20 protein-coding genes are annotated in these 21,002 nt (G+C 63.1%); 12 read left to right on the top strand and 8 right to left on the bottom strand.

The genetic code is table 11. The features are described 5' to 3' along the window. Positions 1-9: 9 nt before the first annotated feature. The 7 genes from phoR to glcC all read right to left on the bottom strand — a co-directional run bounded on the left by phoR (position 10) and on the right by glcC (position 6,121). On the bottom strand, positions 10-1,311 hold the full coding sequence (gene phoR / locus ACSSNI_RS07725; protein ID WP_200636210.1) for a phosphate regulon sensor histidine kinase PhoR: 1,302 nt from the start codon (positions 1,309-1,311) through the stop codon (positions 10-12). Between the two features lie 80 nt (positions 1,312-1,391). Further along, positions 1,392-2,081, bottom strand: coding sequence for a phosphate regulon transcriptional regulator PhoB (gene phoB / locus ACSSNI_RS07720; protein WP_200636212.1), 690 nt, complete (start codon positions 2,079-2,081; stop codon positions 1,392-1,394). Positions 2,082-2,241: 160 nt separating this feature from the next. After that, the gene (ubiA, locus tag ACSSNI_RS07715) at positions 2,242-3,138 is read right to left on the bottom strand and encodes a 4-hydroxybenzoate octaprenyltransferase (protein ID WP_200636215.1); all 897 of its coding nucleotides are present in this window, start codon (positions 3,136-3,138) and stop codon (positions 2,242-2,244) included. Between the two features lie 49 nt (positions 3,139-3,187). Continuing rightward, positions 3,188-3,727 (bottom strand): chorismate--pyruvate lyase family protein, encoded by a 540-nt coding sequence (locus ACSSNI_RS07710; protein ID WP_200636217.1) that lies wholly within the window; start codon positions 3,725-3,727, stop codon positions 3,188-3,190. A gap of 250 nt (positions 3,728-3,977) precedes the next feature. After that, positions 3,978-4,715, bottom strand: a complete 738-nt coding sequence (locus ACSSNI_RS07705) for a hypothetical protein (RefSeq protein ID WP_200636219.1) — start codon at positions 4,713-4,715, stop codon at positions 3,978-3,980. 150 nt (positions 4,716-4,865) lie between these two features. Beyond that, entirely contained in the window at positions 4,866-5,087 is a 222-nt protein-coding gene (locus ACSSNI_RS07700; RefSeq protein ID WP_102837769.1) for a hypothetical protein, read from the bottom strand. Positions 5,088-5,353: 266 nt separating this feature from the next. Next, the gene (gene glcC, locus ACSSNI_RS07695; RefSeq protein ID WP_102837768.1) at positions 5,354-6,121 is read right to left on the bottom strand and encodes a transcriptional regulator GlcC; all 768 of its coding nucleotides are present in this window, start codon (positions 6,119-6,121) and stop codon (positions 5,354-5,356) included. Between the two features lie 236 nt (positions 6,122-6,357). Here glcC and glcD point away from each other — a divergent pair, with 236 nt between their 5' ends. The 10 genes from glcD (at position 6,358) to ACSSNI_RS07645 (ending at position 17,207) form a co-directional block, all read left to right on the top strand. Beyond that, a complete protein-coding gene (gene glcD, locus ACSSNI_RS07690) occupies positions 6,358-7,857 on the top strand; it encodes a glycolate oxidase subunit GlcD (protein ID WP_102837833.1) in 1,500 nt (499 codons plus the stop codon). Next, the gene (glcE, locus tag ACSSNI_RS07685) at positions 7,857-8,915 is read left to right on the top strand and encodes a glycolate oxidase subunit GlcE (RefSeq protein WP_200636221.1); all 1,059 of its coding nucleotides are present in this window, start codon (positions 7,857-7,859) and stop codon (positions 8,913-8,915) included. Before glcD ends, glcE begins: the two co-directional genes overlap by 1 nt. A gap of 8 nt (positions 8,916-8,923) precedes the next feature. Further along, positions 8,924-10,141 carry a glycolate oxidase subunit GlcF gene (gene glcF / locus ACSSNI_RS07680; RefSeq protein ID WP_159969252.1) on the top strand — a complete coding sequence of 406 codons (1,218 nt, stop codon included), beginning with the start codon at positions 8,924-8,926 and terminating at the stop codon, positions 10,139-10,141. A gap of 53 nt (positions 10,142-10,194) precedes the next feature. Next, on the top strand, positions 10,195-10,599 hold the full coding sequence (locus ACSSNI_RS07675) for a heme-binding protein (RefSeq protein ID WP_159969251.1): 405 nt from the start codon (positions 10,195-10,197) through the stop codon (positions 10,597-10,599). Positions 10,600-10,618: 19 nt separating this feature from the next. After that, positions 10,619-12,799 (top strand): malate synthase G, encoded by a 2,181-nt coding sequence (locus ACSSNI_RS07670; RefSeq protein WP_200636223.1) that lies wholly within the window; start codon positions 10,619-10,621, stop codon positions 12,797-12,799. 221 nt (positions 12,800-13,020) lie between these two features. Next, positions 13,021-14,730, top strand: a complete 1,710-nt coding sequence (locus ACSSNI_RS07665; RefSeq protein WP_200636225.1) for an L-lactate permease — start codon at positions 13,021-13,023, stop codon at positions 14,728-14,730. A 155-nt stretch (positions 14,731-14,885) separates the two neighbouring features. After that, complete coding sequence (locus ACSSNI_RS07660) at positions 14,886-15,053, top strand: rubredoxin (RefSeq protein ID WP_102837762.1); 168 nt, start codon at positions 14,886-14,888, stop codon at positions 15,051-15,053. Between the two features lies 1 nt (position 15,054). Next, positions 15,055-16,257 (top strand): NAD(P)/FAD-dependent oxidoreductase, encoded by a 1,203-nt coding sequence (locus tag ACSSNI_RS07655; RefSeq protein WP_200636227.1) that lies wholly within the window; start codon positions 15,055-15,057, stop codon positions 16,255-16,257. A 153-nt stretch (positions 16,258-16,410) separates the two neighbouring features. Beyond that, a complete protein-coding gene (locus ACSSNI_RS07650; RefSeq protein ID WP_045431184.1) occupies positions 16,411-16,683 on the top strand; it encodes an HU family DNA-binding protein in 273 nt (90 codons plus the stop codon). Positions 16,684-16,820: 137 nt separating this feature from the next. Continuing rightward, positions 16,821-17,207: a helicase gene (locus ACSSNI_RS07645; RefSeq protein ID WP_102837760.1), complete on the top strand. Its 387-nt coding sequence runs from the start codon at positions 16,821-16,823 to the stop codon at positions 17,205-17,207. A 78-nt stretch (positions 17,208-17,285) separates the two neighbouring features. On the opposite strand, the gene ACSSNI_RS07640 is transcribed toward ACSSNI_RS07645, so the two are convergent. After that, positions 17,286-18,197 carry a LysR family transcriptional regulator gene (locus ACSSNI_RS07640; RefSeq protein WP_200636229.1) on the bottom strand — a complete coding sequence of 304 codons (912 nt, stop codon included), beginning with the start codon at positions 18,195-18,197 and terminating at the stop codon, positions 17,286-17,288. A 183-nt stretch (positions 18,198-18,380) separates the two neighbouring features. Here ACSSNI_RS07640 and ACSSNI_RS07635 point away from each other — a divergent pair, with 183 nt between their 5' ends. Both ACSSNI_RS07635 and ACSSNI_RS07630 read left to right on the top strand, forming a co-directional pair. Next, positions 18,381-19,562, top strand: a complete 1,182-nt coding sequence (locus ACSSNI_RS07635) for an acyl-CoA dehydrogenase (protein ID WP_200636231.1) — start codon at positions 18,381-18,383, stop codon at positions 19,560-19,562. 175 nt (positions 19,563-19,737) lie between these two features. Then, the gene (locus tag ACSSNI_RS07630) at positions 19,738-20,961 is read left to right on the top strand and encodes a CaiB/BaiF CoA transferase family protein (protein ID WP_200636233.1); all 1,224 of its coding nucleotides are present in this window, start codon (positions 19,738-19,740) and stop codon (positions 20,959-20,961) included. Positions 20,962-21,002: the final 41 nt, after the last annotated feature.

Below are 21,002 nucleotides of genomic sequence, written 5' to 3'. Positions count from 1 at the left end.
GCGCAGCGGTCACTGTACCGTGGCCTGGCTCAACGGGAAGTGGCAAGTGAAGGTGCTGCCCTTGCCGGGCGTGCTGTTGATGTCCAGGCGGCCTTGATGGCGCAGCAACACGTGCTTGACGATCGCCAGGCCGAGGCCGGTGCCGCCGGTGTTGCTGGCGCGGCTGGAATCGACTCGGTAGAAGCGTTCGGTCAGGCGCGGCAGATGCTTGGATTCGATGCCGATGCCGGAATCCTGCACCGCCAGGTGCGCGCCATGTTCGTTGCACCACCAGCGGATATGCACTTCGCCATGGTCCGGCGTGTATTTCACGGCATTGAACACCAGGTTGGAGAAGGCACTGCGCAGTTCGCTCTCGCTGCCCTTGAGCAGCAGGGTTGGGTCTGCTTCCAGCAATATTCGATGGTTGCGCTCGGCCGACAGCGCCTGGGCGTCGCCCTTGATCGACTGCAGCAATGTCGCGACGGCTACCGGCTGTGAGTTGGTCGGTGGATTGGTTGCCTCCAGCTTGGCCAGCAGCAACAGGTCGTTGAGCAGGTGCTGCATGCGCCCGGCCTGCTGGTTCATCTGGTTCAGCGCACGCGGCCAGCGGGCCGGCATTTCGTCGGTATGTTCGAGCATCGTTTCCAGATAGCCGGCGATCACCGTCAACGGCGTGCGCAGTTCGTGGGAAACGTTGGCCACGAAGTCCTTGCGCATTTGCTCCAGCAGATGCAACCGGGTGATGTCGCGCACCACCATCAGGTGCTCGCTGTTGCCGTAGCGGGTGATGGTGACCTGCAGCCAGAGTCTGTCGTTGACGGGGGAGGACAGCTCCAGTGGCTCCTCGTGGCGCCCTTTTTCGAAATACTCCTTGAAGCTCGGGTGGCGCACCAGGTTGGTCACCGGATGACCGGTGTCCTGCGGCTTCTTCAGGCCCAGCAGACGCTCGGCAGCAGGGTTCCACCACTCCAGATTTCCGTCGCTGTCGAGCATGATCACTGCATCCCTGAGTGCAGTGGTAGAGCCCTGCACCCGGTCGATCACCGACTGCAACTGGGCGCGCAGACGCAGGTCGCGGCGCTGGAGCTGGTACAGGTTGTCGAAGATTTCGCCCCAGATGCCATGGCTGTCCGGCGGCGGCTGGTCGGTCTGATCGCTCTTCAGCCACAGCAGCAAACGGCGGATCTGGCGCAGGGTCCATGCCAGGTAGCCGGTGAGGCCGATGACCAGCGCCCAGGCATATTCGCCTGTGATCAGGCCCGCCAGCAGGCATCCAGCCAATATCAACAGCAGGCGGCGCACCAGGGCGCCTTGCCAGTCTTGATTCACCGCTAACGCTCCTTGAGGCAGCTTGGGGCCGGCCGGAATGGATCTACAACGCCAGCGAATGCCCGGCGGTTGCGGCTTGTTCAGCTCTTGGTGGAGAAACGGTATCCGGTGCCACGCACGGTTTGCACCAGGTTTTCATAGGTCTCGCCCAATGCTTTGCGCAGGCGACGGATATGCACGTCCACGGTGCGCTCCTCGACGTACACATTGCCGCCCCACACCTGGTCGAGCAACTGTCCGCGGGTATAGGCACGTTCCTGGTGGGTCATGAAGAACTGCAACAGACGGTATTCGGTAGGGCCCATGTCCGCCGGCGTGCCGTCGATGGTTACCCGGTGGCTGATGGGGTCCAGCAACAGACCGCCGATCTCGATAGGCGTTTCGTTGTCGCTGGTGCCTGCGCGGCGCAGCACGGCCTTCAGGCGCGCAACCAGCTCACGTGGCGAAAAGGGTTTGGTGATGTAGTCATCGGCGCCCACTTCCAGGCCCTGGATCTTGTTGTCCTCGGCGTCCTTGGCGGTAAGCATGATGATCGGTGTGTTGGCCGTCATCTCGTCCCGCTTGAGGCGTCGTGCCAGCTCGATGCCCGAGGTACCTGGCAGCATCCAGTCGAGCAGGATCAGGTCCGGTTGGCGGTCGATGATCAGCGCATGGGCCTGCTGGATGTTTTCCGCTTCAAGGCATTCGTAGCCGGCCATCTCCAGCGCTACCACGATCATTTCCCGAATCGGCGCTTCGTCATCGACGATCAGTATGCATTTGCCGTTCATGTCCGCTCTCGGTCCGTTTTATTGTCGCTCGGCATTAGATAACGGAAATGTTGCAGCCATGTGACAGGAAGTGACTCGCTGCAACAGGGGCTGGTGCCCGACCCGCTCTAGCAGATGATTTCGAGGGGGCGGTCTTCGGTCAGGCTGCGTCTTGCGGCGGCTAGGCCGCTCTCGTCGCGTAGTCGAGCATGATCCCCACAAGAATCGCCAGCCCCGCCCAATGGTTGTGCAGAAAAGCCTGGAAGCAGACCTGTGGCTTGCGCGAGCGTGTTTTCCAGAACTCCCAGGCGAAACAGGCCGCGGCGATGGTCAGCCCAAGGTGAAACCACTGCCCGAGCTCGAAGCGTAGCCCGGCAAGGATCAGGCAGAACAGGGCGAGGCCCTGCAGCGTGGCAATGATGACCCGATCAGCTTCGCCAAAGAGGATTGCGGTGGATTTGATGCCGATCTTCAGGTCGTCCTCGCGGTCGGCCATGGCGTAGTAGGTGTCGTAGCCCACTGTCCACAACACGTTGGCGATGAACAGTAACCAGGCTTCCGGTGGCAGCTCGCCTCGCTCAGCCGTAAACGCCATCAGCATGCCCCAGGAAAAAGCTGCGCCGAGCACGACCTGCGGGTAGTAGGTGTAGCGCTTCATGAAGGGGTAGAGCGACGCCACACCGAGCGCGCCGAAAGACAGGAAGATGGTCGCTGTATTGGTCAGCAGAACCAGGCCGAAACTCAGTGCGACGAGAACGGCAAACAGGATCCAGGCTTCCTTCGAGGTGACCCTGCCCGTCGCCAGCGGACGGCCCTTGGTGCGGCTGACGTGTCCGTCCAGGTTGCGGTCGGCGAAGTCATTGATCACGCATCCGGCGGCGCGCATGAGGATGACGCCGAGTACGAAGATCACGATGTTCTTCGCGCTGGGCGAGCCCTCGCCAGCGATCCACAGCGCCCAGAGCGTGGGCCACAGCAGCAGGTAGGTTCCAATCGGGCGATCCAGTCGCATCAGCTGGATAAAGTCCCAGGCGCGCGGATGAAGGCGATTGCTCGATTGCAGAAGCTTTTGATACATCAGCGGGGCTCCGATCGGTGAGGCGGTTGCGGGGCAGTGTGTGCCGGGTTCAGGTCGCGATCCGTGCGGCCTGCCACAGGGCCGGCAGAAACACTTCAGCGACCAGCACACGCAGGTCGCCCTGACTGAAACAGGAGCGGCGGGCCCACAGCTGGGACTGGCGCACATCCTGCGGCAACCAGGCAGCCGGATAGCGGCGGGCTTGCAGCGGTCCGCGGCTGAACGCCGGATCACTGAACAGCAATTCGCCGAGTGAGCGGCTGCCCAGGTGTGGCAGGTCCAGCCCGGAACGTTCCAGCGCGTGGCGGGCGGCGACACTGCGGGCGAATACCCAGGGCTCGTGGTGGCCGCGCAGGTAGACCTCGCGCACCCAGCCCTCACTGCCCTCAGCCACGTCTAATGCGGCGCACTCATCGGCGCGCATGACCTGCCAACCTTCATTCAGCGGTTCGACGCTGAAGGCACCGTTGGCGAGGTCGGTCAGGCGATGGGTGAGCGATCCCCGGTCGACGTAAAGCCAGTCGTGCAGATCAGGGGCGGGCGGGGCGGAAAGATGGTCGGCAGGCAGCCAGGCTTGAGAATCGGGCACGGGCGATAACGGGCAGCAGAAAGAAGCGGCGAGTCTAGCATGGGGGCTGTCAAGCGGCTTCAAGGCGTAGGGTTTGCCTTGAGACGGCCAGCGCTTAACGCGGTGAGATGAGGGGGCAGCGGAAAAATACGCGCTGTTATCTGCAGTGTCGCGGTTTGAGCGCATGTCGCAGTTCACGGGTGGCGCGAGCCCCGCCTTGCGACCTGTGCCGCAGGCGGGGCCTGGTGCGAACCGAGTCCTTGGGACCGGGTTAGCTCTGCTGGAACAGGCTCCGCAGGATTTGCGCAAGCTCGGTGATGTTTTTCTGAACGCCTGGCGTGAACTGATCACCCATGGCGTATGGGCGCCACTCTTCTTCAGCCATCTCGGTCTGGCGATCCAGTTCCTTCTCCATCACGTCCAGACGCTGCTGAGCTTTCTGAAGGTTAGGCTTGTTGACGGTCATGCCATCCATACGTTCCAGCGCCTGAACAAGATCCTCGACGGTTTCCTGCAAGTCATCGACCTGATTCGCCACGTCGGCGCTGTCGATTTCCTGCATTTTCTGGCTTTTCGCCCCGCCAAGCATTTTGGCCACTTCATCGAGATTGCTGGCAAGCTCGTTGACCTGCTGGGTCACGCTGACCTTGTAGTCATCACCCGTGATCCAGGTCGACCAATCGTCGTCAGTACGCTCGGCTTTCTCGTCCAGGCGATGCTCCATCTGCTGATTGAGCTTTTGCTCCATCTTGTCCAGCTGGGAGTCGCTCTGCTGCCAGTTGGCTACGCCCATGGAGACACCGGAATGGCGCAGCGAACCGATCAGGTCGGCAACGTTTTCGCGCACATCGTCAACGGCATCAACGACATTATGGCCAACTCGAATGGAGGCGCCTGCCTGCTGAGTCTGCATGCTCTTTTGCGTCTCTTGAGCGGCGGCGGGCAGCGCCAGGCTGGCGGCCATCAGGGCAGTGGCGAGTGCTAGTGGCTTCTTATTCAATGCGTTCATTGTTCGTTCCTCACAGGTCATGGTCGGGGTTCTGCTGGGCAATCACGGGGTGGCCCTCAGCGCGCCTGACTGCTGCGGCTGGCGAGACAAGCAGTGACTGTTTCGCACGGTTCCTCCTTTGTAAGGGCGCTATGCTCGGGGCTTCAGGTGCTAGCGCTCGGTTTCGACGTCGACATTTGGAAGCGGCACGGACCGCTCCTTGATTCCAACATCCACGTCCGCGTCTTTGACGTCATACTCGGGCATGTTGCCGCCTTGAACATCAACGTCGGGCAACTGGCCGGACTCTTCCTTTTCGATGGTGCAACCGCCTACGCCCAGCATGAGTGCCAAGAGACTGCCGCCGACGGCTAATTTGGTTGATTTGTTCATGCAAACGTCCTCCGAATGGCTAGCAATGACGCGGGTTCCCCAAGACAGCAACGCCTATGCGCCGCCGAGGCAACGGTTCGTCCGCGCTTACTAAAGTCGACAGGGTGTGGCTTTTACAGTTCAGCGTATTGTTCGGTTTGGCTCGACCGGCTGACAGAGCGGTCTATCTGGGTTGCCGGCTGTCAGGCGGCGAGGCATGACGCAAACAGCCATGCCAGACGGATCGAGAAGGGGTACTGATCCTCTGCGTTGTTGGAGAGCAGCGATTACGCCCATCCCTCCAGGCGCATGGTCGCGCGCACCAGCCGCTGCTCCTCCTGCTCGATCTCCTTGAGGTTGTCGCGAATGCTGTGGATGTGATCGCGCGCCGCGCGCTGGGCCTGATCGGGCAGGCGCTCGGTGATGGCGTGGAACAGGCGAGAGTGCTGACGATCGATCTGCCGCTTCTGCATCGGCCGGTGATAGAGGTTGTTCACCGAGGCAAACACGGTGGAGAGCATCAGGTCGGTCAACGACTGCAGGGTGTGCACCAGTACCGGGTTATGCGAGGCCTCGCTGACCGCCAGGTGAAAGGCGTGGTCGAGGCGCGCATGCTCGCGCGGGTCGGCCTCCTCGGCGGTGTGCGCGGCGAGCATCTCTTCATAGCGGCGACGCAACAGAACGAAGTCGGCATCGGTGCCGCGCAACGCGGCCAGTCGCGCCGATTCGCCTTCGAGCAGGGCACGGACTTCGAGCAAATCGTACAGGGTGCGCGGCTGCGAATTGAACAGGTGCATCAGCGGGCTGGCGTCCTGTTCGCCGGACAGCTTGGCGACCTGAGAGCCGCGCCCCTGGGACGTTTCGATAATGCCGCGACCGCGCAGTACGCGCAGCCCTTCGCGCAGGGCCGAACGCGAGATGCCGAGTTTTTCGCACAAGCGACGTTCCGACGGCAGCGTTTGGCCCACCTTGAGCACACCGTCGACGATAAGCCGCTCGATACGCTCGGCCACCACGTCCGCCAGCTGGCGACGCTCGGTATTCTCGATCAACATGTTTCGCCTCCGTAACTGGTAGGACCAGCTTGGCGGAAGTCTATCTCACCGAGCGCTGTAGATGCATCAGCCCTTAATATATGGGGCTGCTGGCTGTATCGCTTGAAAGGTTGCTGAAAGAAACTGGTAGGACCAGTGGTTTTCGAGATAGACGATGAGGGGCTGTCGGGCTAATGATGCGTCAAACCACCGCAGCTGGCCGTGCTGACGGTGAACGAATGAAGAGCCTGACTGCCATGAATATCCTCTACGACGAACGTGTCGACGGTGAGCTGCCCAAGGTCGACAAGGCGGCGCTGCTGGCCGAATTGCAGGCGCAACTGCCCGGCATGGACATCCTCCATCGCGGCGAAGACCTCAAACCCTACGAGTGCGATGGCCTGTCGGCCTACCGCACCACGCCGATGCTGGTGGTATTGCCCGAGCGCGTGGAGCAGGTCGAAACCCTGCTGAAGATTGCCCACAAGCGTGGCGTGCCGGTGGTGGCACGTGGCGCCGGCACTGGGCTCTCCGGCGGCGCGCTGCCGCTGGAGCAGGGCATCCTGCTGGTCATGGCGCGCTTCAACAAGATTCTCGAGATCGACCCGGCCGGTCGCTTCGCTCGCGTCCAGCCCGGCGTGCGCAACCTGGCGATCTCCCAGGCAGCGGCGCCCTATGAGCTGTATTACGCCCCCGATCCGTCTTCGCAGATTGCTTGTTCCATTGGCGGCAACGTCGCCGAGAACGCCGGCGGCGTGCACTGCCTGAAATACGGCCTGACCGTGCATAACCTGCTGAAGGTGGACATCCTCACCGTTGAGGGCGAGCGCATGGTGCTCGGCTCCGACGCGCTGGATTCGCCGGGCTTCGACCTGCTGGCGCTGTTCACCGGCTCCGAAGGGATGCTTGGCATTGTCACTGAAGTGACGGTCAAACTGCTGCCCAAACCGCAGGTGGCCAAGGTGCTGCTGGCGGCGTTCGACTCAGTCGAGAAGGCCGGTCGCGCGGTGGGCGACATCATCGCCGCGGGCATCATTCCCGGCGGGCTGGAGATGATGGACAACCTGTCGATTCGCGCTGCCGAAGACTTTATCCGTGCCGGCTACCCCGTGGACGCCGAGGCGATCCTGCTCTGCGAACTGGACGGTGTCGAAGCCGATGTGCACGACGACTGTGCCCGCGTGGGCGAAGTGCTCAAGCTGGCTGGCGCCACCGAAGTTCGGCTGGCCAAGGACGAGGCCGAGCGCGTCAAGTTCTGGGCTGGACGCAAGAACGCCTTCCCGGCGGTTGGGCGCATCTCGCCGGACTACTACTGTATGGATGGCACCATCCCGCGCCGCGAGCTGCCGGGCGTGCTCAAGGGCATCAGCGACTTGTCCGACGAATACGGACTGCGCGTGGCCAACGTGTTCCACGCAGGGGACGGCAACATGCACCCGCTGATCCTCTTCGATGCCAACACCGAAGGTGAGCTGGAGCGCGCCGAGGCGCTGGGCGGCAAGATTCTCGAGCTGTGCGTGAAGGTGGGTGGCTCGATCACCGGCGAGCACGGCGTCGGTCGCGAAAAGATCAATCAGATGTGTTCGCAGTTCAACGCAGACGAGCTGACGCTGTTCCACGCGGTAAAGGCGGCCTTCGACCCCAGCGGTCTGCTCAACCCCGGCAAGAACATCCCGACGCTGCACCGCTGCGCAGAATTTGGCGGTATGCACGTCCACGGCGGGCAGTTGCCCTTCCCTGAACTGGAGCGCTTCTGATGACGGTTTCCTTCGACGACAGCGGGCAGCTGCTCGATCAGGTCAACCAGGCGTTGGCCAGCAACACCCCGCTGCGTATTCACGGTGGCGGCAGCAAGGCGTTTCTCGGTCGCGAAGTCCAGGGCACGCCGCTTGATACCCGCGCCCATCGCGGCATCGTGACCTACGATCCGACCGAACTGGTGATCAGCGTTCGTGCCGGCACGCCGCTGGCCGAACTGGAGGCCGCGCTCGACGAGGCCAACCAGATGTTGCCGTGCGAACCGCCGCACCTGGGCGAAGGCGCCACCGTCGGCGGGATGATCGCAACCGGTCTGTCCGGCCCGCGGCGGCCATGGTCCGGCTCGGTGCGCGACTTCGTGCTGGGCTCGCGGGTCATTACCGGGCACGGCAAGCACCTGCGTTTCGGTGGTGAGGTGATGAAGAACGTGGCCGGTTACGACCTGTCGCGCCTGATGGCCGGCAGCTTTGGTTGCCTTGGCCTGCTCACCGAAGTCTCGCTGAAAGTGCTGCCCAAACCGCGCCTGTCGCGCAGCCTGCGGGTAGAAATGCCGGTCGATCGCGCGCTGCTGAAACTGGCCGAATGGGGCCAGCAGCCGGTGCCGATCACTGCGGCGAGCCATGACGGCCAGGCCCTGCACCTGCGCCTCGAAGGTGGAGAAGGTTCGGTCAATGCTGCTTGCGACCGGATCGGTGGCGAGACGCTGGATGCCGATTATTGGAACCAGCTACGCGAACAGCGCCTGGGCTTCTTCAGTGATGCGCGTTCTTTGTGGCGACTGTCGCTGCCAACCAATACCGGTGAGCTGGCCCTGCCGGGCGAACAGCTGATCGACTGGGCCGGCGCCCAGCGCTGGCTCAAGTCTGATGCCGATGCAGAGGCCATCCGCGCCGTCGTCAGCGAAGTGGGCGGTCATGCCACCTGCTTTACCGCTGGCGCAGCGGCGAACCCGTTCCAGCCGCTGGCCGAACCGCTATTGCGCTATCACCGCCAGTTGAAGGCGGCGCTCGACCCGCAGGGGATCTTCAACCCCGGCCGCATGTATTCCGAGGTCTAGTTCTAACCATGCAAACGAATCTCAGCGAAGCCGCGAAGAAACTGCCCCGTGCCGAGGAAGCCGAAAGCATCCTGCGCTCCTGCGTGCACTGCGGCTTCTGCAACGCCACCTGTCCGACCTATCAGCTGCTTGGCGACGAGCTCGATGGGCCGCGTGGGCGCATCTACCTGATGAAGCAGATGTTCGAGGGCGGTGAAGTCACCGAGGCCACCCAGACCCACCTGGACCGCTGCCTGACCTGCCGCAACTGCGAAACCACCTGCCCCTCCGGCGTGCAGTACCACAACCTGCTGGATATCGGCCGCGACTTCATGGAACAGCAGGTGCCGCGCTCGACGAGCGAGCGCCTGCTGCGCACCGGCCTGCGCACGGTGATTCCACGCCCGGGCCTGTTCAAGGCCCTGCTAGGCGCCGGCAATACGCTGCGTCCGCTGATGCCGGCGACACTCAAGGCACACATGCCGCGCCAGGTCACCCCGGCCAAACAGCGGCCGCAGACCGTGCATGCGCGTCGCGTGCTGATTCTCGAAGGCTGCGTGCAGCCAAGCCTGTCGCCCAACACCAACGCCGCCACGGCGCGGGTACTCGATCGCCTGGGCATCAGCGTGATAACCGCGCGTGAAGCGGGCTGCTGCGGCGCGGTGGACTATCACCTCAATGCCCAGGAAGCAGGTCTCGACCGCGCCCGTCGCAACATCGACGCCTGGTGGCCAGCCATCGAAGGCGGCGCCGAAGCCATCGTGCAGACCGCCAGCGGTTGCGGGGCCTTCATCAAGGACTACGGCCATCTGCTGCGAAACGACCCGACCTATGCGACCAAGGCCGCCCGGGTCAGTGCCTTGACCAAGGATCTGGTGGAAGTGATGCGCAGCGCCGAACTGGAGCGGCTGAAGGTCGAGACCGACAAGCGCATGGCCTTTCATTGCCCCTGCACGCTGCAGCACGCACAGAAGCTCGGCGGCGCAGTCGAAGACGTGCTCACCCGCCTCGGCTTCCACCTCACCGCGGTGCCCGACGCGCATCTGTGCTGCGGCTCGGCGGGCAGCTACTCGATCACCCAGCCGGAGATTTCTCACCAGCTGCGCGACAACAAGCTCAACGCGCTGGAAAGCGGCAAACCGGAAGTCATCGTCACCGCCAACATCGGTTGCCAGACGCACCTCGACGGCGCCGGGCGGACCCCGGTGCGGCATTGGATCGAGATCGTCGAAGAGGCGATGCACTAACCCCAAACCCAAACGCGCCGTGACGCACATCGAATCGATCGACAGGAGAGAACATGAAAACCAAAGCCATGCTGACCCAGACCGAAGTGACCGCCATCCTGGCCGCAGCGCGCAGCGAAGCGCAGAACAACGGCTGGGCCGTGACCATCGTGGTCGCTGACGACGGCGGCCATCCGCTGGCACTGGAACGTCTGGACGGCTGCGCGCCGATCGCCTCCTACATCGCCACCGAAAAGGCGCGCAGCGCTGCGGTAGGCCGTCGCGAAACCAAGGGCTATGAGGACATGGTCAACGGCGGGCGCAATGCGTTCCTGTCCGCTCCGGTGGTTTGCTCGCTGGAAGGCGGCGTGCCGGTGATCGTCGAGGGCCAGGTGATCGGTTCGGTCGGCGTGTCTGGCGTGACCGCCGCTCAGGATGCACAGGTCGCAAAGGCCGGCGTTGCCGCTGTCGCCAACTGATTCGGGATAGGAGAACAACATGACCGAGCGTGTAACCCTGGGCCGCCTGCAAGTGGCAGCCAACCTGCAACGCTTCATCGAAGACGAAGTTCTGCCGGGCACCGGCGTCGAAGCAGCCGCCTTCTGGAAAGGCTTTGACGAGCTGGTTCATGACCTGGCACCGAAGAACCGCGCCCTGCTGGCCGAGCGCGACCGCCTTCAGGTCGAGCTGGACAACTGGCACCGCAGTAACCCCGGCCCGATCAGCGACATGCCGGCTTACCGCAGCTTCCTCGAGTCCATCGGCTACCTGCAGCCCGAGCCGGGCGAGGTGAAGATCAGCACCAGCAATGTCGACAGCGAGATCGCCACCCAGGCCGGCCCGCAGCTGGTCGTACCCATTGGCAATGCGCGTTATGCGCTGAACGCCGCCAACGCCCGCTGGGGCTCGCTGTATGACGCGCTCTACGGCACCGACGCCATCAGCGAGGAGAACGGCGCGCAGAAGGGGCCGGGCTACAACGAAGTGCGCGGCGCCAAGGTCATCGCCTTTGCGCGCAACTTCCTCGATCAGGCCGCGCCGCTGGCTGAAGGCAGCCATGCCGAGTCGGTCAGCTACCGCGTGCAGGACGGCGGGCTCAAGGTCACCCTGGAAAACGGCAGCGTCACCGGGCTGAAGCAGCCCGAAAAGTTCGTCGGCTATCAGGGCGAGGCCGTCGAACCGACCGCGATCCTGCTGAAGAACAACGGCCTGCACGTCGAGATCCAGATCGACCCGAACAGCCCCATCGGCCAGACCGATGCCGCCGGCGTCAAGGATCTGCTGGTCGAAGCCGCCGTCACCACCATCATGGACTGCGAGGACTCCACCGCCGCGGTCGATGCCGACGACAAGGTGCTGGTCTACCGCAACTGGCTGGGCCTGATGAAAGGCGATCTGGTCGAAGACCTGGAAAAGGGCGGCAAGCGCATCACCCGCCGTCTCAACGAGGATCGCGAATACACCGCGGCCGACGGCTCCAGCCTGAAGCTGCACGGCCGCTCGCTGTTGTTCATCCGCAACGTTGGCCACCTGATGACCAACCCGGCGATTATCGACGGCGAAGGTCACGAGATTCCCGAAGGGATCATGGACGGCGTGGTCACCAGCCTGATCGCCAAGCATGACCAGCAGCGCAAGGGCAACTCGCGCACCGGCTCGATGTACATCGTCAAGCCGAAGATGCACGGCCCGGCCGAAGTGGCCTTTACCGACGAGCTGTTCGGTCGCGTCGAAGACCTGATCGGCCTGCCGCGTCACACGCTGAAGGTCGGCATCATGGATGAGGAGCGCCGCACCAGCATTAACCTCAAGGCCTGCATCGGCGCGGCGAAGAACCGCGTGGCCTTCATCAACACCGGTTTCCTCGACCGCACCGGCGATGAGATGCACAGCATCATGGAAGCCGGCGCGGTGCTGCGTAAGGGCGACATGAAGAGCACTGCCTGGATCCAGGCCTACGAGCGCAACAACGTGCTGGTCGGCCTGAACTGCGGCCTGCGTGGCAAGGCTCAGATCGGCAAGGGCATGTGGGCCATGCCGGACCTGATGGCCGCCATGCTCGAGCAGAAGATTGCTCATCCCAAGGCCGGCGCCAACACCGCCTGGGTACCGTCGCCGACCGGCGCCACGCTACACGCGCTGCACTACCACCAGGTCGACGTGCAGGCCGTTCAGGCCGAGCTGGAAAAAATCGATCTCGCCGCCGAGCGCGACAAGCTGACCAATGATCTGCTGACCATTCCGGTCGCGCCGGAGCGCAACTGGTCGGCGGCAGAGATCCAGCAGGAGCTGGATAACAACTGCCAGGGCATCCTCGGCTACGTGGTGCGTTGGGTAGAGCAGGGCGTTGGTTGCTCCAAGGTGCCGGACATTCATGACGTCGGCCTGATGGAAGACCGCGCCACGCTGCGTATCTCCAGCCAGCACCTGGCTAACTGGCTGCGTCACGGCGTGGTCGACGAGGCGCAAGTTCGCGAGACGCTCGAGCGCATGGCGAAGGTGGTCGATCAGCAGAACGCTGGCGATCCGGCCTACCGTCCTATGGCGGCTGACTATGCTGGCTCGGCGGCGTTTCAGGCGGCTTGCGACCTGGTGTTCAAGGGGCGCGAGCAGCCGAGCGGTTACACCGAGCCGCTGCTGCACGCCTGGCGTCAGCGCTTCAAGCAGCAGGTCGGTTGAGCGGTAGCTGTCCAGTTGGCGGTCGGCAAGTGCTGTCCGCCAACCGAGGTTGACGAGCCCCGGGCGCTTCAAGTGCCCGGGGCTTTCGAGCATGAGGGATCGGCCAATGTGACCTGTTGGTCAGTCGCTCGGACTGGAGTGAGTTGTTCATTTCAGCCATGCGTGGGACCGGGATGTTCCCGGATAGAAGCGGTTCACAACAAAAAACAAGGAACCCAACAATGAGTCAGACACTGCTGTCCATATTGGCCTTCGTGCCGCTGGTGCTGGCGGGGGTACTGCTGATCGGCTTTCGCTGGCCGGCCAAGTACGCAATGCCGCTGGTTTTCGTCCTCACTGCGTTGATCGGCCTGCTGGCCTGGGACATGACCTTCAACCGGGTCCTGGCTTCCACGCTGCAAGGCCTGATTCTTACCGCCGCGATCCTCTGGATCATCTTTGGCGCCATCCTTCTTCTCAATACGCTCAAGCACTCCGGGGGCATCGCTTCGATTCGTCGCGGCTTCGCCAACGTGAGCCCGGACAAGCGCGTCCAGGTGCTGATCGTGGCCTGGCTGTTCGGCTGCTTCATCGAAGGTGCTTCGGGCTTCGGTACGCCGGCTGCGGTGGCTGCGCCGCTGCTCGTCGCACTGGGCTTCCCGGCGCTGACGGCCGTTGTGCTGGGGATGATGGTGCAATCGACGCCGGTGTCCTTTGGTGCGGTGGGCACGCCGATTCTGGTGGGCGTCGCCGGCGGTCTGGATCAGGCCACCCTTGGCGGGCAAATGACGACCCTGGGTAGCAGCTGGGACGTGTTCTTCCAGCTGATCTACTCGCGTGTGGCGATCATTCATGCGCTGTGCGGCATCCTTATGCCGCTGATCATGATCTGCATCATGACGCGCTTCTTCGGTCGCAACCGCTCTTGGGGCGAAGGGCTGGCGATGGCGCCGTTTGCCATCTTCACCGGTCTGGCATTCGTCATCCCTTACGCTGCCGCGGGTGTATTCCTCGGTCCGGAATTCCCGTCGATGATCGGCGCCCTGGTCGGTCTGGCTATCGTGGTTCCGGCCGCCAAGGCGGGTTTCCTGCTGCCCAAGACCAGCTGGGACTTCGCCCCGGCCAGCGAGTGGCCGGTGGAGTGGATGGGCAAGATCGAGATGAAGATCGACGACGTCGCTGGACGTACACCGATCTCCGTACCGATGGCCTGGGCGCCGTACCTGTTGCTGGCGATCTTCCTGGTAATGTCGCGTATCTTTCCGGAGCTCAAAGCTGCGCTGATGTCGGTCAGCTTCGGCTGGAAGGACATCCTTGGCGAGACTGGCGTTTCCGGTACCCTCGAGCCGCTGTATCTGCCAGGCGGGATTCTCTGCATGGTGGTGCTGGTGACCTTCTTCCTGCATCGGATGAAGGCCGCTCAGCTGGGCGCTGCCATCGCCGAGTCGAGCAAGACACTACTTGGTGCTGGCTTCGTGCTGATCTTCACCATTCCCATGGTGCGGATCCTGATCAACTCGGGCGTGAATGGCTCGGATCTGGTGTCCATGCCGGTGGCCATGGCGCAGCTGGTAGCCAACAGCGTGGGCGGTGTCTATCCGTTCTTCTCGCCTGCGGTCGGCGCGCTGGGGGCCTTCATTGCGGGCTCCAACACCGTGTCCAATCTGATGCTCTCGCAGTTCCAGTACAACACCGCCAGCCTGCTGGGCCTCTCCGGCGCGTTGATGGTGGCGCTGCAGTCGGTGGGCGCGGCGGCGGGCAACATGATCGCCATTCACAACGTGGTGGCGGCTTCGGCCACGGTTGGTTTGTTGGGGCGTGAAGGCATCACCCTGCGCAAGACCATGCTACCGACGCTGTACTACCTTGTGATGGCCGGTAGCATCGGTCTGATCGGCTTTTATGTGATGGGTATCAGTGATCCGCTGGTAGGTATCGCGACCGCTCGTTAACGCGGCGTGAACCCGGACGGGCGGCTCAGGCCGCCCGTTTTGTTTGTCCGGAAAATCTTTACGGGTTCGCGGTCTATCACCAGGCGGCCGGTGTTTGGCGGTACGCGGTGTTCTGGTATAGCGTGCAGCGCAACCGAGACTGATCGAGGTGAACGATGAAAAAGTGGCAATGCGTGGTGTGCGGCTTCATCTACGACGAGGCCGAAGGTTGGCCGGACGAAGGTATCGCTCCTGGCACCGCCTGGGAAGATGTGCCGGAAGACTGGCTGTGCCCCGACTGCGGCGTCGGCAAGATTGACTTCGAAATGATCGCGATCGGCTGATATGAACGACTCGAACGATAAAGACTTGCCTCTGGTGATCATCGGCACCGGGCTGGCGGGCTATAACCTCGCCCGCGAATTTCGCAAGCTCGACACCGAGACGCCGCTGCTGCTGATTACCGCTGACGACGGCCGTTCCTATTCCAAGCCGATGCTCTCCACCGGCTTCGCCATGAACAAGGATGCCGACGCGCTCGGCATGACGGTGGCCGGGCCGATGGCCATCCAGCTCAACGCCGAGATTCGCACCCACACCAAGGTGACGCGCCTTGACCCGGCCAACCGTCGCGTCTGGATCGGCAGCGAGCCCGTGCCCTACCGTGATCTGGTCATTGCCTGGGGCGCGCAAACCATCAACGTGCCGGTTGCCGGTGATGCGCAGGAGGCCATCTTCCCCATCAACGATCTGCTCGACTACGGCCGTTTCCGTGAGGCCGCACAAGGCAAGCGCCGCGTGCTGATCCTCGGCGCCGGGCTGATCGGCTGCGAATTTGCCAATGACCTGCTGCACGGGGGTTATGAGGTGGAGCTGGTCGCGCCATGCGAGCAGATCATGCCGTCACTGCTACCGGTCGAGCCGGCAGCTGCAGTACAGCGCGGGCTGGAGTCTCTGGGGGCTCGTTTCCATTTGGGTCCGGTGCTAGAGCGGCTGGAGCGCGACGATGACGGGCTGGTGGCGCGGCTGTCGGATGGCCAGAAAATCCCGTGCGATCTAGTGGTCAGTGCCGTGGGACTGCGGCCGCGCACCGAGCTGGCCGAAGCTGCGGGCATGCAGGTCAGCCGGGGCATCGAAGTCGATCGGCTGCTGCAGACCTCGGCGGAGCACGTCTACGCCCTGGGTGATTGTGCCGAGGTCGAAGGGCTCAACCTCCTTTATGTGATGCCGCTGATGAGCGGCGTTCGTGCGCTGGCCAGAACCCTCACCGGTCAGCCGACACCCGTTACCTACGGGCCCATGCCAATCACGGTCAAGACGCCGGTTTGCCCCTTGGTTGTCTCACCGCCAGCAGCCGGAAGCGAGGGCAGTTGGAGCGTCGAGGGTGAAGGCAATGATCTGACGGCGCTGTTTCAGGATCGCGAAGGCCGCCTGCTGGGCTACGCCCTGACCGGAACGGCCGTGCAGCAGCGTTTGGCGCTCAACAAGCAGCTACCGCCGGTGTTGGCTGAACTGCCCCAAATTCTGTCCTTAAAGTCTCCGCAATGATTCGGCAAAGCGCTGGCGAGGACTGGCGCGAGTGCTAGCAGCGTGCCATGCTCCGTTGACCCGCTGGTGCAGCCTAGAGCTGCTGCGGCGGTATGGAACGCTGTTCGGAGAGCAGCGAAACAAAAAAAAACAATAAATATGTAGAGGCTATCTATGCGCAAACCGGAACTCGCAGCCGCTATCGCTGATAAGGCCGATCTCACCAAAGATCAGGCCAACCGTGTACTCAACGCCGTACTGGATGAAATCACCAGCGCACTGAACCGCAAGGACAGTGTCACCCTGGTGGGCTTCGGCACCTTCGTACAACGACATCGCGGGGCCCGTACAGGCAAGAACCCGCAAACGGGCGAACCCGTCACTATCAAGGCCAGCAACACAGTGGCTTTCAAGCCGGGAAAGATGCTCAAAGACGCGATCAACTAAACGTCGCGCCGCCCGGGGCCACCCAGGCTCCGGGTCAACCTGACTGAGCAGTCCTCTCCAGACCCCTCTGTTCTCCTGCTTCCGCCGCTCCGACCAGCCGCTACAATGCCGCTTTTCCCGCCAACGGTCGGTCAAACATGAAATTTCGCTTTCTTCTCTGGATGCTTGGTCGCCTGATGGCCAAGGCCAGCCGCAACAACCCAGATTTTCAGAAACAACTCGGCGACAAAGACCTGACCTTCCAATTGCATACCCTCGACGGCAAAGTGGCTCGCCACTACCGGGTCAAGGATCAGCGCGTCACCAGCCACGGCGGCCCTGCCGTTGAACCTGCCTTCGCCATTGGATTCAAGGACAGCGCCTACGGTTTCGACACCATGAACGCGAAGAACAAGCAGCTCGCCTTTATGCAGGGCATTCAGAACAAAGACATCCAGATCCAGGGCAACCCCGCGCTGGTGATGTGGTTTCAGGGCCTGACGAAGTATCTGAAGCCGCGAAAGAAGAAGCCGGAAGCGGCCTGATTCGCCGGCTGTGCCTGTCCGGCGAGGTGCAATTACTCCAGGCTGACTGGGGAGCACACCAGTCGGCCGGCAAGCCCGTCAGCGGCTAGCCTGCTGAGCCATCCAGGCGTGCACTTCGTCGAGCAGCCAGTCGCGGAAGGCATTCAGGGCGGCCGACTCCACGCGTCGCTCGGGGATCATCAGGTGATAGGCCTGATCCTCGCGCCGGAACGAGTGGGGGTGTGCAATCACCAGGCGCCCCTCGGCAAGTTCGCGCTGAATCAGAAACGGCGGAATCAGCGCGATGCCCATCTGATGCTCGGCAGCCTGGGCCAGCATCGAGAACAGTTCGAGGCGGGGACCGGTCATGTCCCGTGCGACTTTCATTCCCAACGAATCGAACCACTGACGCCAGGCATAGGGTCGGGTGGTCTGCTGCAGCAGCGGCATTTCTGCGATCGTCTGGACAGTCAGTTGGCCCGTATTGCCGAGCAAGGCGGGGCTGCACACCGGCAGTGAGTGTTCCGGCATGAGGCGATGGGCCACGGTTCCGGACCAGTCGCCGTCGCCGAAGTAGATGGCTGCATCGAACTCGGTATCGGCGAAGAGGAAGGGGCGGGTGCGATTGGTCAGGTTGACGGTGATTTCCGGGTGCAAGGCCTGGAACTGACGTAGGCGCGGCAACAGCCACTGGGTTCCGAAGGTCGGCACCAGCGCCAGCTCAATATTCTGAGCGCCCTGCTGCCCCATGACCGACAGGGTGTCGCGCTCCACCGCATCGAGCTGAGTGGCGACGCGGCGCGCATAGGACTGGCCCGCCTCGGTCAGCTTCACGCCTCGGCGTGAGCGGCGAAACAGCTCCAGCCCAAGGAATTCCTCGAGCCCGCCGATCTGTCGGCAGATGGCGCTCTGGGTCAGCGCCAGCTCCTCGGCGGCACGGGTGAAACTCTGATGACGCGCCGCCGCTTCGAAGGCGACCAGCGCGGCGGTGCTGGGAATCTTACGGCGCATTATGCGGCTGCCTCACTAATAGCCGGATATTCAGGCCGTTGAGCATACTCTGAAGTGAGTAAATCGCACAGATTGATGCGAATTACTCGTTTGCTGGGTGCGCCGGCAGCTTCTAGTATCAATCCATCCAATGCTGCACCGGGCCGTGTGCCCGGTTCATCGTCTACGACAAGAGGACCACCCATGGCCGGCAAAGCAAGCTTCAACTGGATCGACCCGCTGCTGCTCGATCAGCAGCTCACCGACGAGGAGCGCATGGTGCGTGACAGTGCCCAACAGTTCGCCGCCGACAAGCTGGCGCCTCGGGTCCTCGAAGCCTTTCGCCACGAGCGCACCGATGCAGCGATCTTCCGGGAGATGGGCGATACCGGTCTGCTTGGCGCGACGATTCCCGAAGCCTACGGCGGCAGTGGCCTGAACTATGTGTGCTACGGCCTGATCGCTCGCGAAGTCGAGCGCATCGACTCCGGTTATCGCTCGATGATGAGCGTGCAGTCTTCGCTGGTGATGGTGCCGATCAACGAGTTTGGCAATGAAGAAACCAAGCAGAAGTACCTGCCCAAGCTGGCCAGCGGCGAGTTCATCGGCTGCTTCGGCCTGACCGAACCGAACCACGGTTCCGACCCGGGTTCGATGGTCACGCGGGCCAAGAAGGTTGATGGCGGCTATCGACTGTCCGGCGCCAAGATGTGGATCACCAACAGCCCGATTGCCGATGTCTTCGTCGTATGGGCCAAGGATGACGATGGCGCGATTCGCGGCTTCGTGCTGGAGAAGGGTTGGGAAGGGCTGTCTGCTCCGGCGATTCACGGCAAGGTTGGCCTGCGCGCCTCGATCACCGGTGAGATCGTCATGGATAACGTGTTCTGCCCGGAAGAGAACGCCTTCCCCGACGTGCGCGGCCTGCGTGGCCCGTTCACCTGCCTGGACTCGGCCCGATACGGCATCAGCTGGGGTGCCCTCGGCGCCGCCGAGTTCTGCTGGCACACCGCCCGCCAGTACACCCTGGACCGCCAGCAGTTTGGTCGCCCACTGGCTGCGAACCAGCTGATCCAGAAGAAACTGGCCGACATGCAGACGGAGATCACCCTGGCGCTGCAAGGCTGCCTGCGCCTCGGCCGGATGAAGGATGAGGGCACCGCGGCGGTGGAAATCACCTCGATCATGAAGCGCAACAGCTGCGGCAAGGCGCTGGACGTGGCGCGCCTCGCCCGCGACATGCTCGGCGGCAATGGCATCAGCGACGAGTTCGGCGTGGCCCGGCATCTGGTCAATCTCGAGGTGGTTAACACCTACGAGGGTACGCATGACGTGCATGCCTTGATTCTGGGCCGTGCGCAGACCGGCATTCAGGCGTTCTTCTAAGCGGTGCCGTAGGGTGGATGGCGCTACTTCATCCACCTTCGGCTACGCCGACAACTTCAGCTCCGCTTGGTGGATGGGTAACGCGTCAGCTACGCGCCCCGATCCACCCTACGTTTTTCCTCGACCGGCTGCAGGCTGATGTCTGTGGCGGCGACAACACCTTGAGGCTTCATTCATGCCCGGCGCCCTTTCTCATATCCGCGTCCTCGACCTGTCACGTGTGCTCGCAGGCCCCTGGTGTGGGCAGATCCTCGGTGATCTCGGCGCCGAGGTGATCAAGGTCGAGCGCCCGCGCACGGGCGACGACACCCGCCACTGGGGGCCTCCATACCTGAAAGACCAGCAGGGCGAAAACACGTCGGAAGCCGCTTATTACCTGTCGGCCAACCGCAACAAGCAGTCGCTGACGCTGGATTTCACCCAGCCCGAGGGCCAGCGGATCATTCGTGAGCTGGTGGCCCAATGCGACGTGCTGCTGGAGAACTTCAAGGTCGGCGGACTGGCGGCCTACGGGCTGGATTACGAGAGCCTGAAAGCAATCAACCCCAAGCTGGTCTATTGCTCGATCACCGGCTTTGGCAGTGATGGTCCATACGCCCAGCGTGCGGGCTACGACTTCATGATCCAGGGCCTGGGCGGCCTGATGAGCCTGACCGGGCGCGCCGAAGACGAAGAGGGCGCCGGGCCGGTCAAGGTCGGTGTGGCGCTGACCGACATCCTCACCGGGCTTTACGCTACCGTTGGCGTGCTGGCGGCGCTCAACCGCCGGGAGCACAGCGGCGTTGGTCAGCATGTTGAGCTGGCACTGCTGGACGTGCAGGTCGCCTGCCTGGCCAACCAGGCGATGAATTACCTGACCACCGGCGTGCCGCCCAAGCGCATGGGCAATGCCCATCCCAACATCGTGCCTTATCAGGACTTCCCGACGGCCGATGGCGACATCATTCTCACCGTGGGCAATGACGGTCAGTTCCGCAAGTTCGCCGAAGTGGCCGGGCACCCGGAATGGGCCGGTGATCCGCGCTTCGCCAGTAACAAGGCGCGCGTGGCGCATCGCAAGGAGCTGGTGCCGATGATCCGCCAGGTCACGGTGTTCCGCACTACGGCGGAATGGGTCGCGATACTCGAGCAGGCTGGCGTGCCCTGCGGACCGATCAACGACCTGGCTCAGGTGTTTGCTGATCCGCAGGTGCAGGCGCGCGGACTGCGTGTCGAGATGCCGCATCCTTTGGCGGGCAGCGTGCCCCAGGTGGCCAGCCCGATTCGGCTGTCCGAGTCGCCGGTGGAATACCGCAAGGCCCCGCCGCTGCTCGGCGAACACAGCGAAGCCTTGCTGCAGCGGCTGCTGGGCTGTGCGCCCGAGCAGATTGACACGCTGCGTCGTGCCGGCGTGATCTGAGGTCGTTACAACCTGAACTCTCGGACCGCTCGGCTATCCTT

It is taken from the genome of Stutzerimonas tianxiuensis (genome assembly GCF_053470365.1).
This window is presented reverse-complemented; position numbering and strand designations above follow the sequence as displayed.

What these genes read in the sequence shown, in the direction of transcription:
- ACSSNI_RS07660 (WP_102837762.1), top strand. Translation starts at nt 14,886, where the DNA reads ATGAAAAAGTGGCAATGCGTGGTGTGCGGCTTCATCTACGACGAGGCC.
- ACSSNI_RS07630 (WP_200636233.1), top strand. Translation starts at nt 19,738, where the DNA reads ATGCCCGGCGCCCTTTCTCATATCCGCGTCCTCGACCTGTCACGTGTG.
- glcD (WP_102837833.1), top strand. Translation starts at nt 6,358, where the DNA reads ATGAATATCCTCTACGACGAACGTGTCGACGGTGAGCTGCCCAAGGTC.
- ACSSNI_RS07675 (WP_159969251.1), top strand. Translation starts at nt 10,195, where the DNA reads ATGAAAACCAAAGCCATGCTGACCCAGACCGAAGTGACCGCCATCCTG.
- ACSSNI_RS07655 (WP_200636227.1), top strand. Translation starts at nt 15,055, where the DNA reads ATGAACGACTCGAACGATAAAGACTTGCCTCTGGTGATCATCGGCACC.
- ACSSNI_RS07645 (WP_102837760.1), top strand. Translation starts at nt 16,821, where the DNA reads ATGAAATTTCGCTTTCTTCTCTGGATGCTTGGTCGCCTGATGGCCAAG.
- ACSSNI_RS07650 (WP_045431184.1), top strand. Translation starts at nt 16,411, where the DNA reads ATGCGCAAACCGGAACTCGCAGCCGCTATCGCTGATAAGGCCGATCTC.
- ACSSNI_RS07670 (WP_200636223.1), top strand. Translation starts at nt 10,619, where the DNA reads ATGACCGAGCGTGTAACCCTGGGCCGCCTGCAAGTGGCAGCCAACCTG.
- glcE (WP_200636221.1), top strand. Translation starts at nt 7,857, where the DNA reads ATGACGGTTTCCTTCGACGACAGCGGGCAGCTGCTCGATCAGGTCAAC.
- glcC (WP_102837768.1), bottom strand. Translation starts at nt 6,121, where the DNA reads ATGTTGATCGAGAATACCGAGCGTCGCCAGCTGGCGGACGTGGTGGCC.
- ACSSNI_RS07640 (WP_200636229.1), bottom strand. Translation starts at nt 18,197, where the DNA reads ATGCGCCGTAAGATTCCCAGCACCGCCGCGCTGGTCGCCTTCGAAGCG.
- ACSSNI_RS07705 (WP_200636219.1), bottom strand. Translation starts at nt 4,715, where the DNA reads ATGAACGCATTGAATAAGAAGCCACTAGCACTCGCCACTGCCCTGATG.
- ACSSNI_RS07635 (WP_200636231.1), top strand. Translation starts at nt 18,381, where the DNA reads ATGGCCGGCAAAGCAAGCTTCAACTGGATCGACCCGCTGCTGCTCGAT.
- ACSSNI_RS07700 (WP_102837769.1), bottom strand. Translation starts at nt 5,087, where the DNA reads ATGAACAAATCAACCAAATTAGCCGTCGGCGGCAGTCTCTTGGCACTC.
- ACSSNI_RS07665 (WP_200636225.1), top strand. Translation starts at nt 13,021, where the DNA reads ATGAGTCAGACACTGCTGTCCATATTGGCCTTCGTGCCGCTGGTGCTG.
- ubiA (WP_200636215.1), bottom strand. Translation starts at nt 3,138, where the DNA reads ATGTATCAAAAGCTTCTGCAATCGAGCAATCGCCTTCATCCGCGCGCC.
- glcF (WP_159969252.1), top strand. Translation starts at nt 8,924, where the DNA reads ATGCAAACGAATCTCAGCGAAGCCGCGAAGAAACTGCCCCGTGCCGAG.
- phoB (WP_200636212.1), bottom strand. Translation starts at nt 2,081, where the DNA reads ATGAACGGCAAATGCATACTGATCGTCGATGACGAAGCGCCGATTCGG.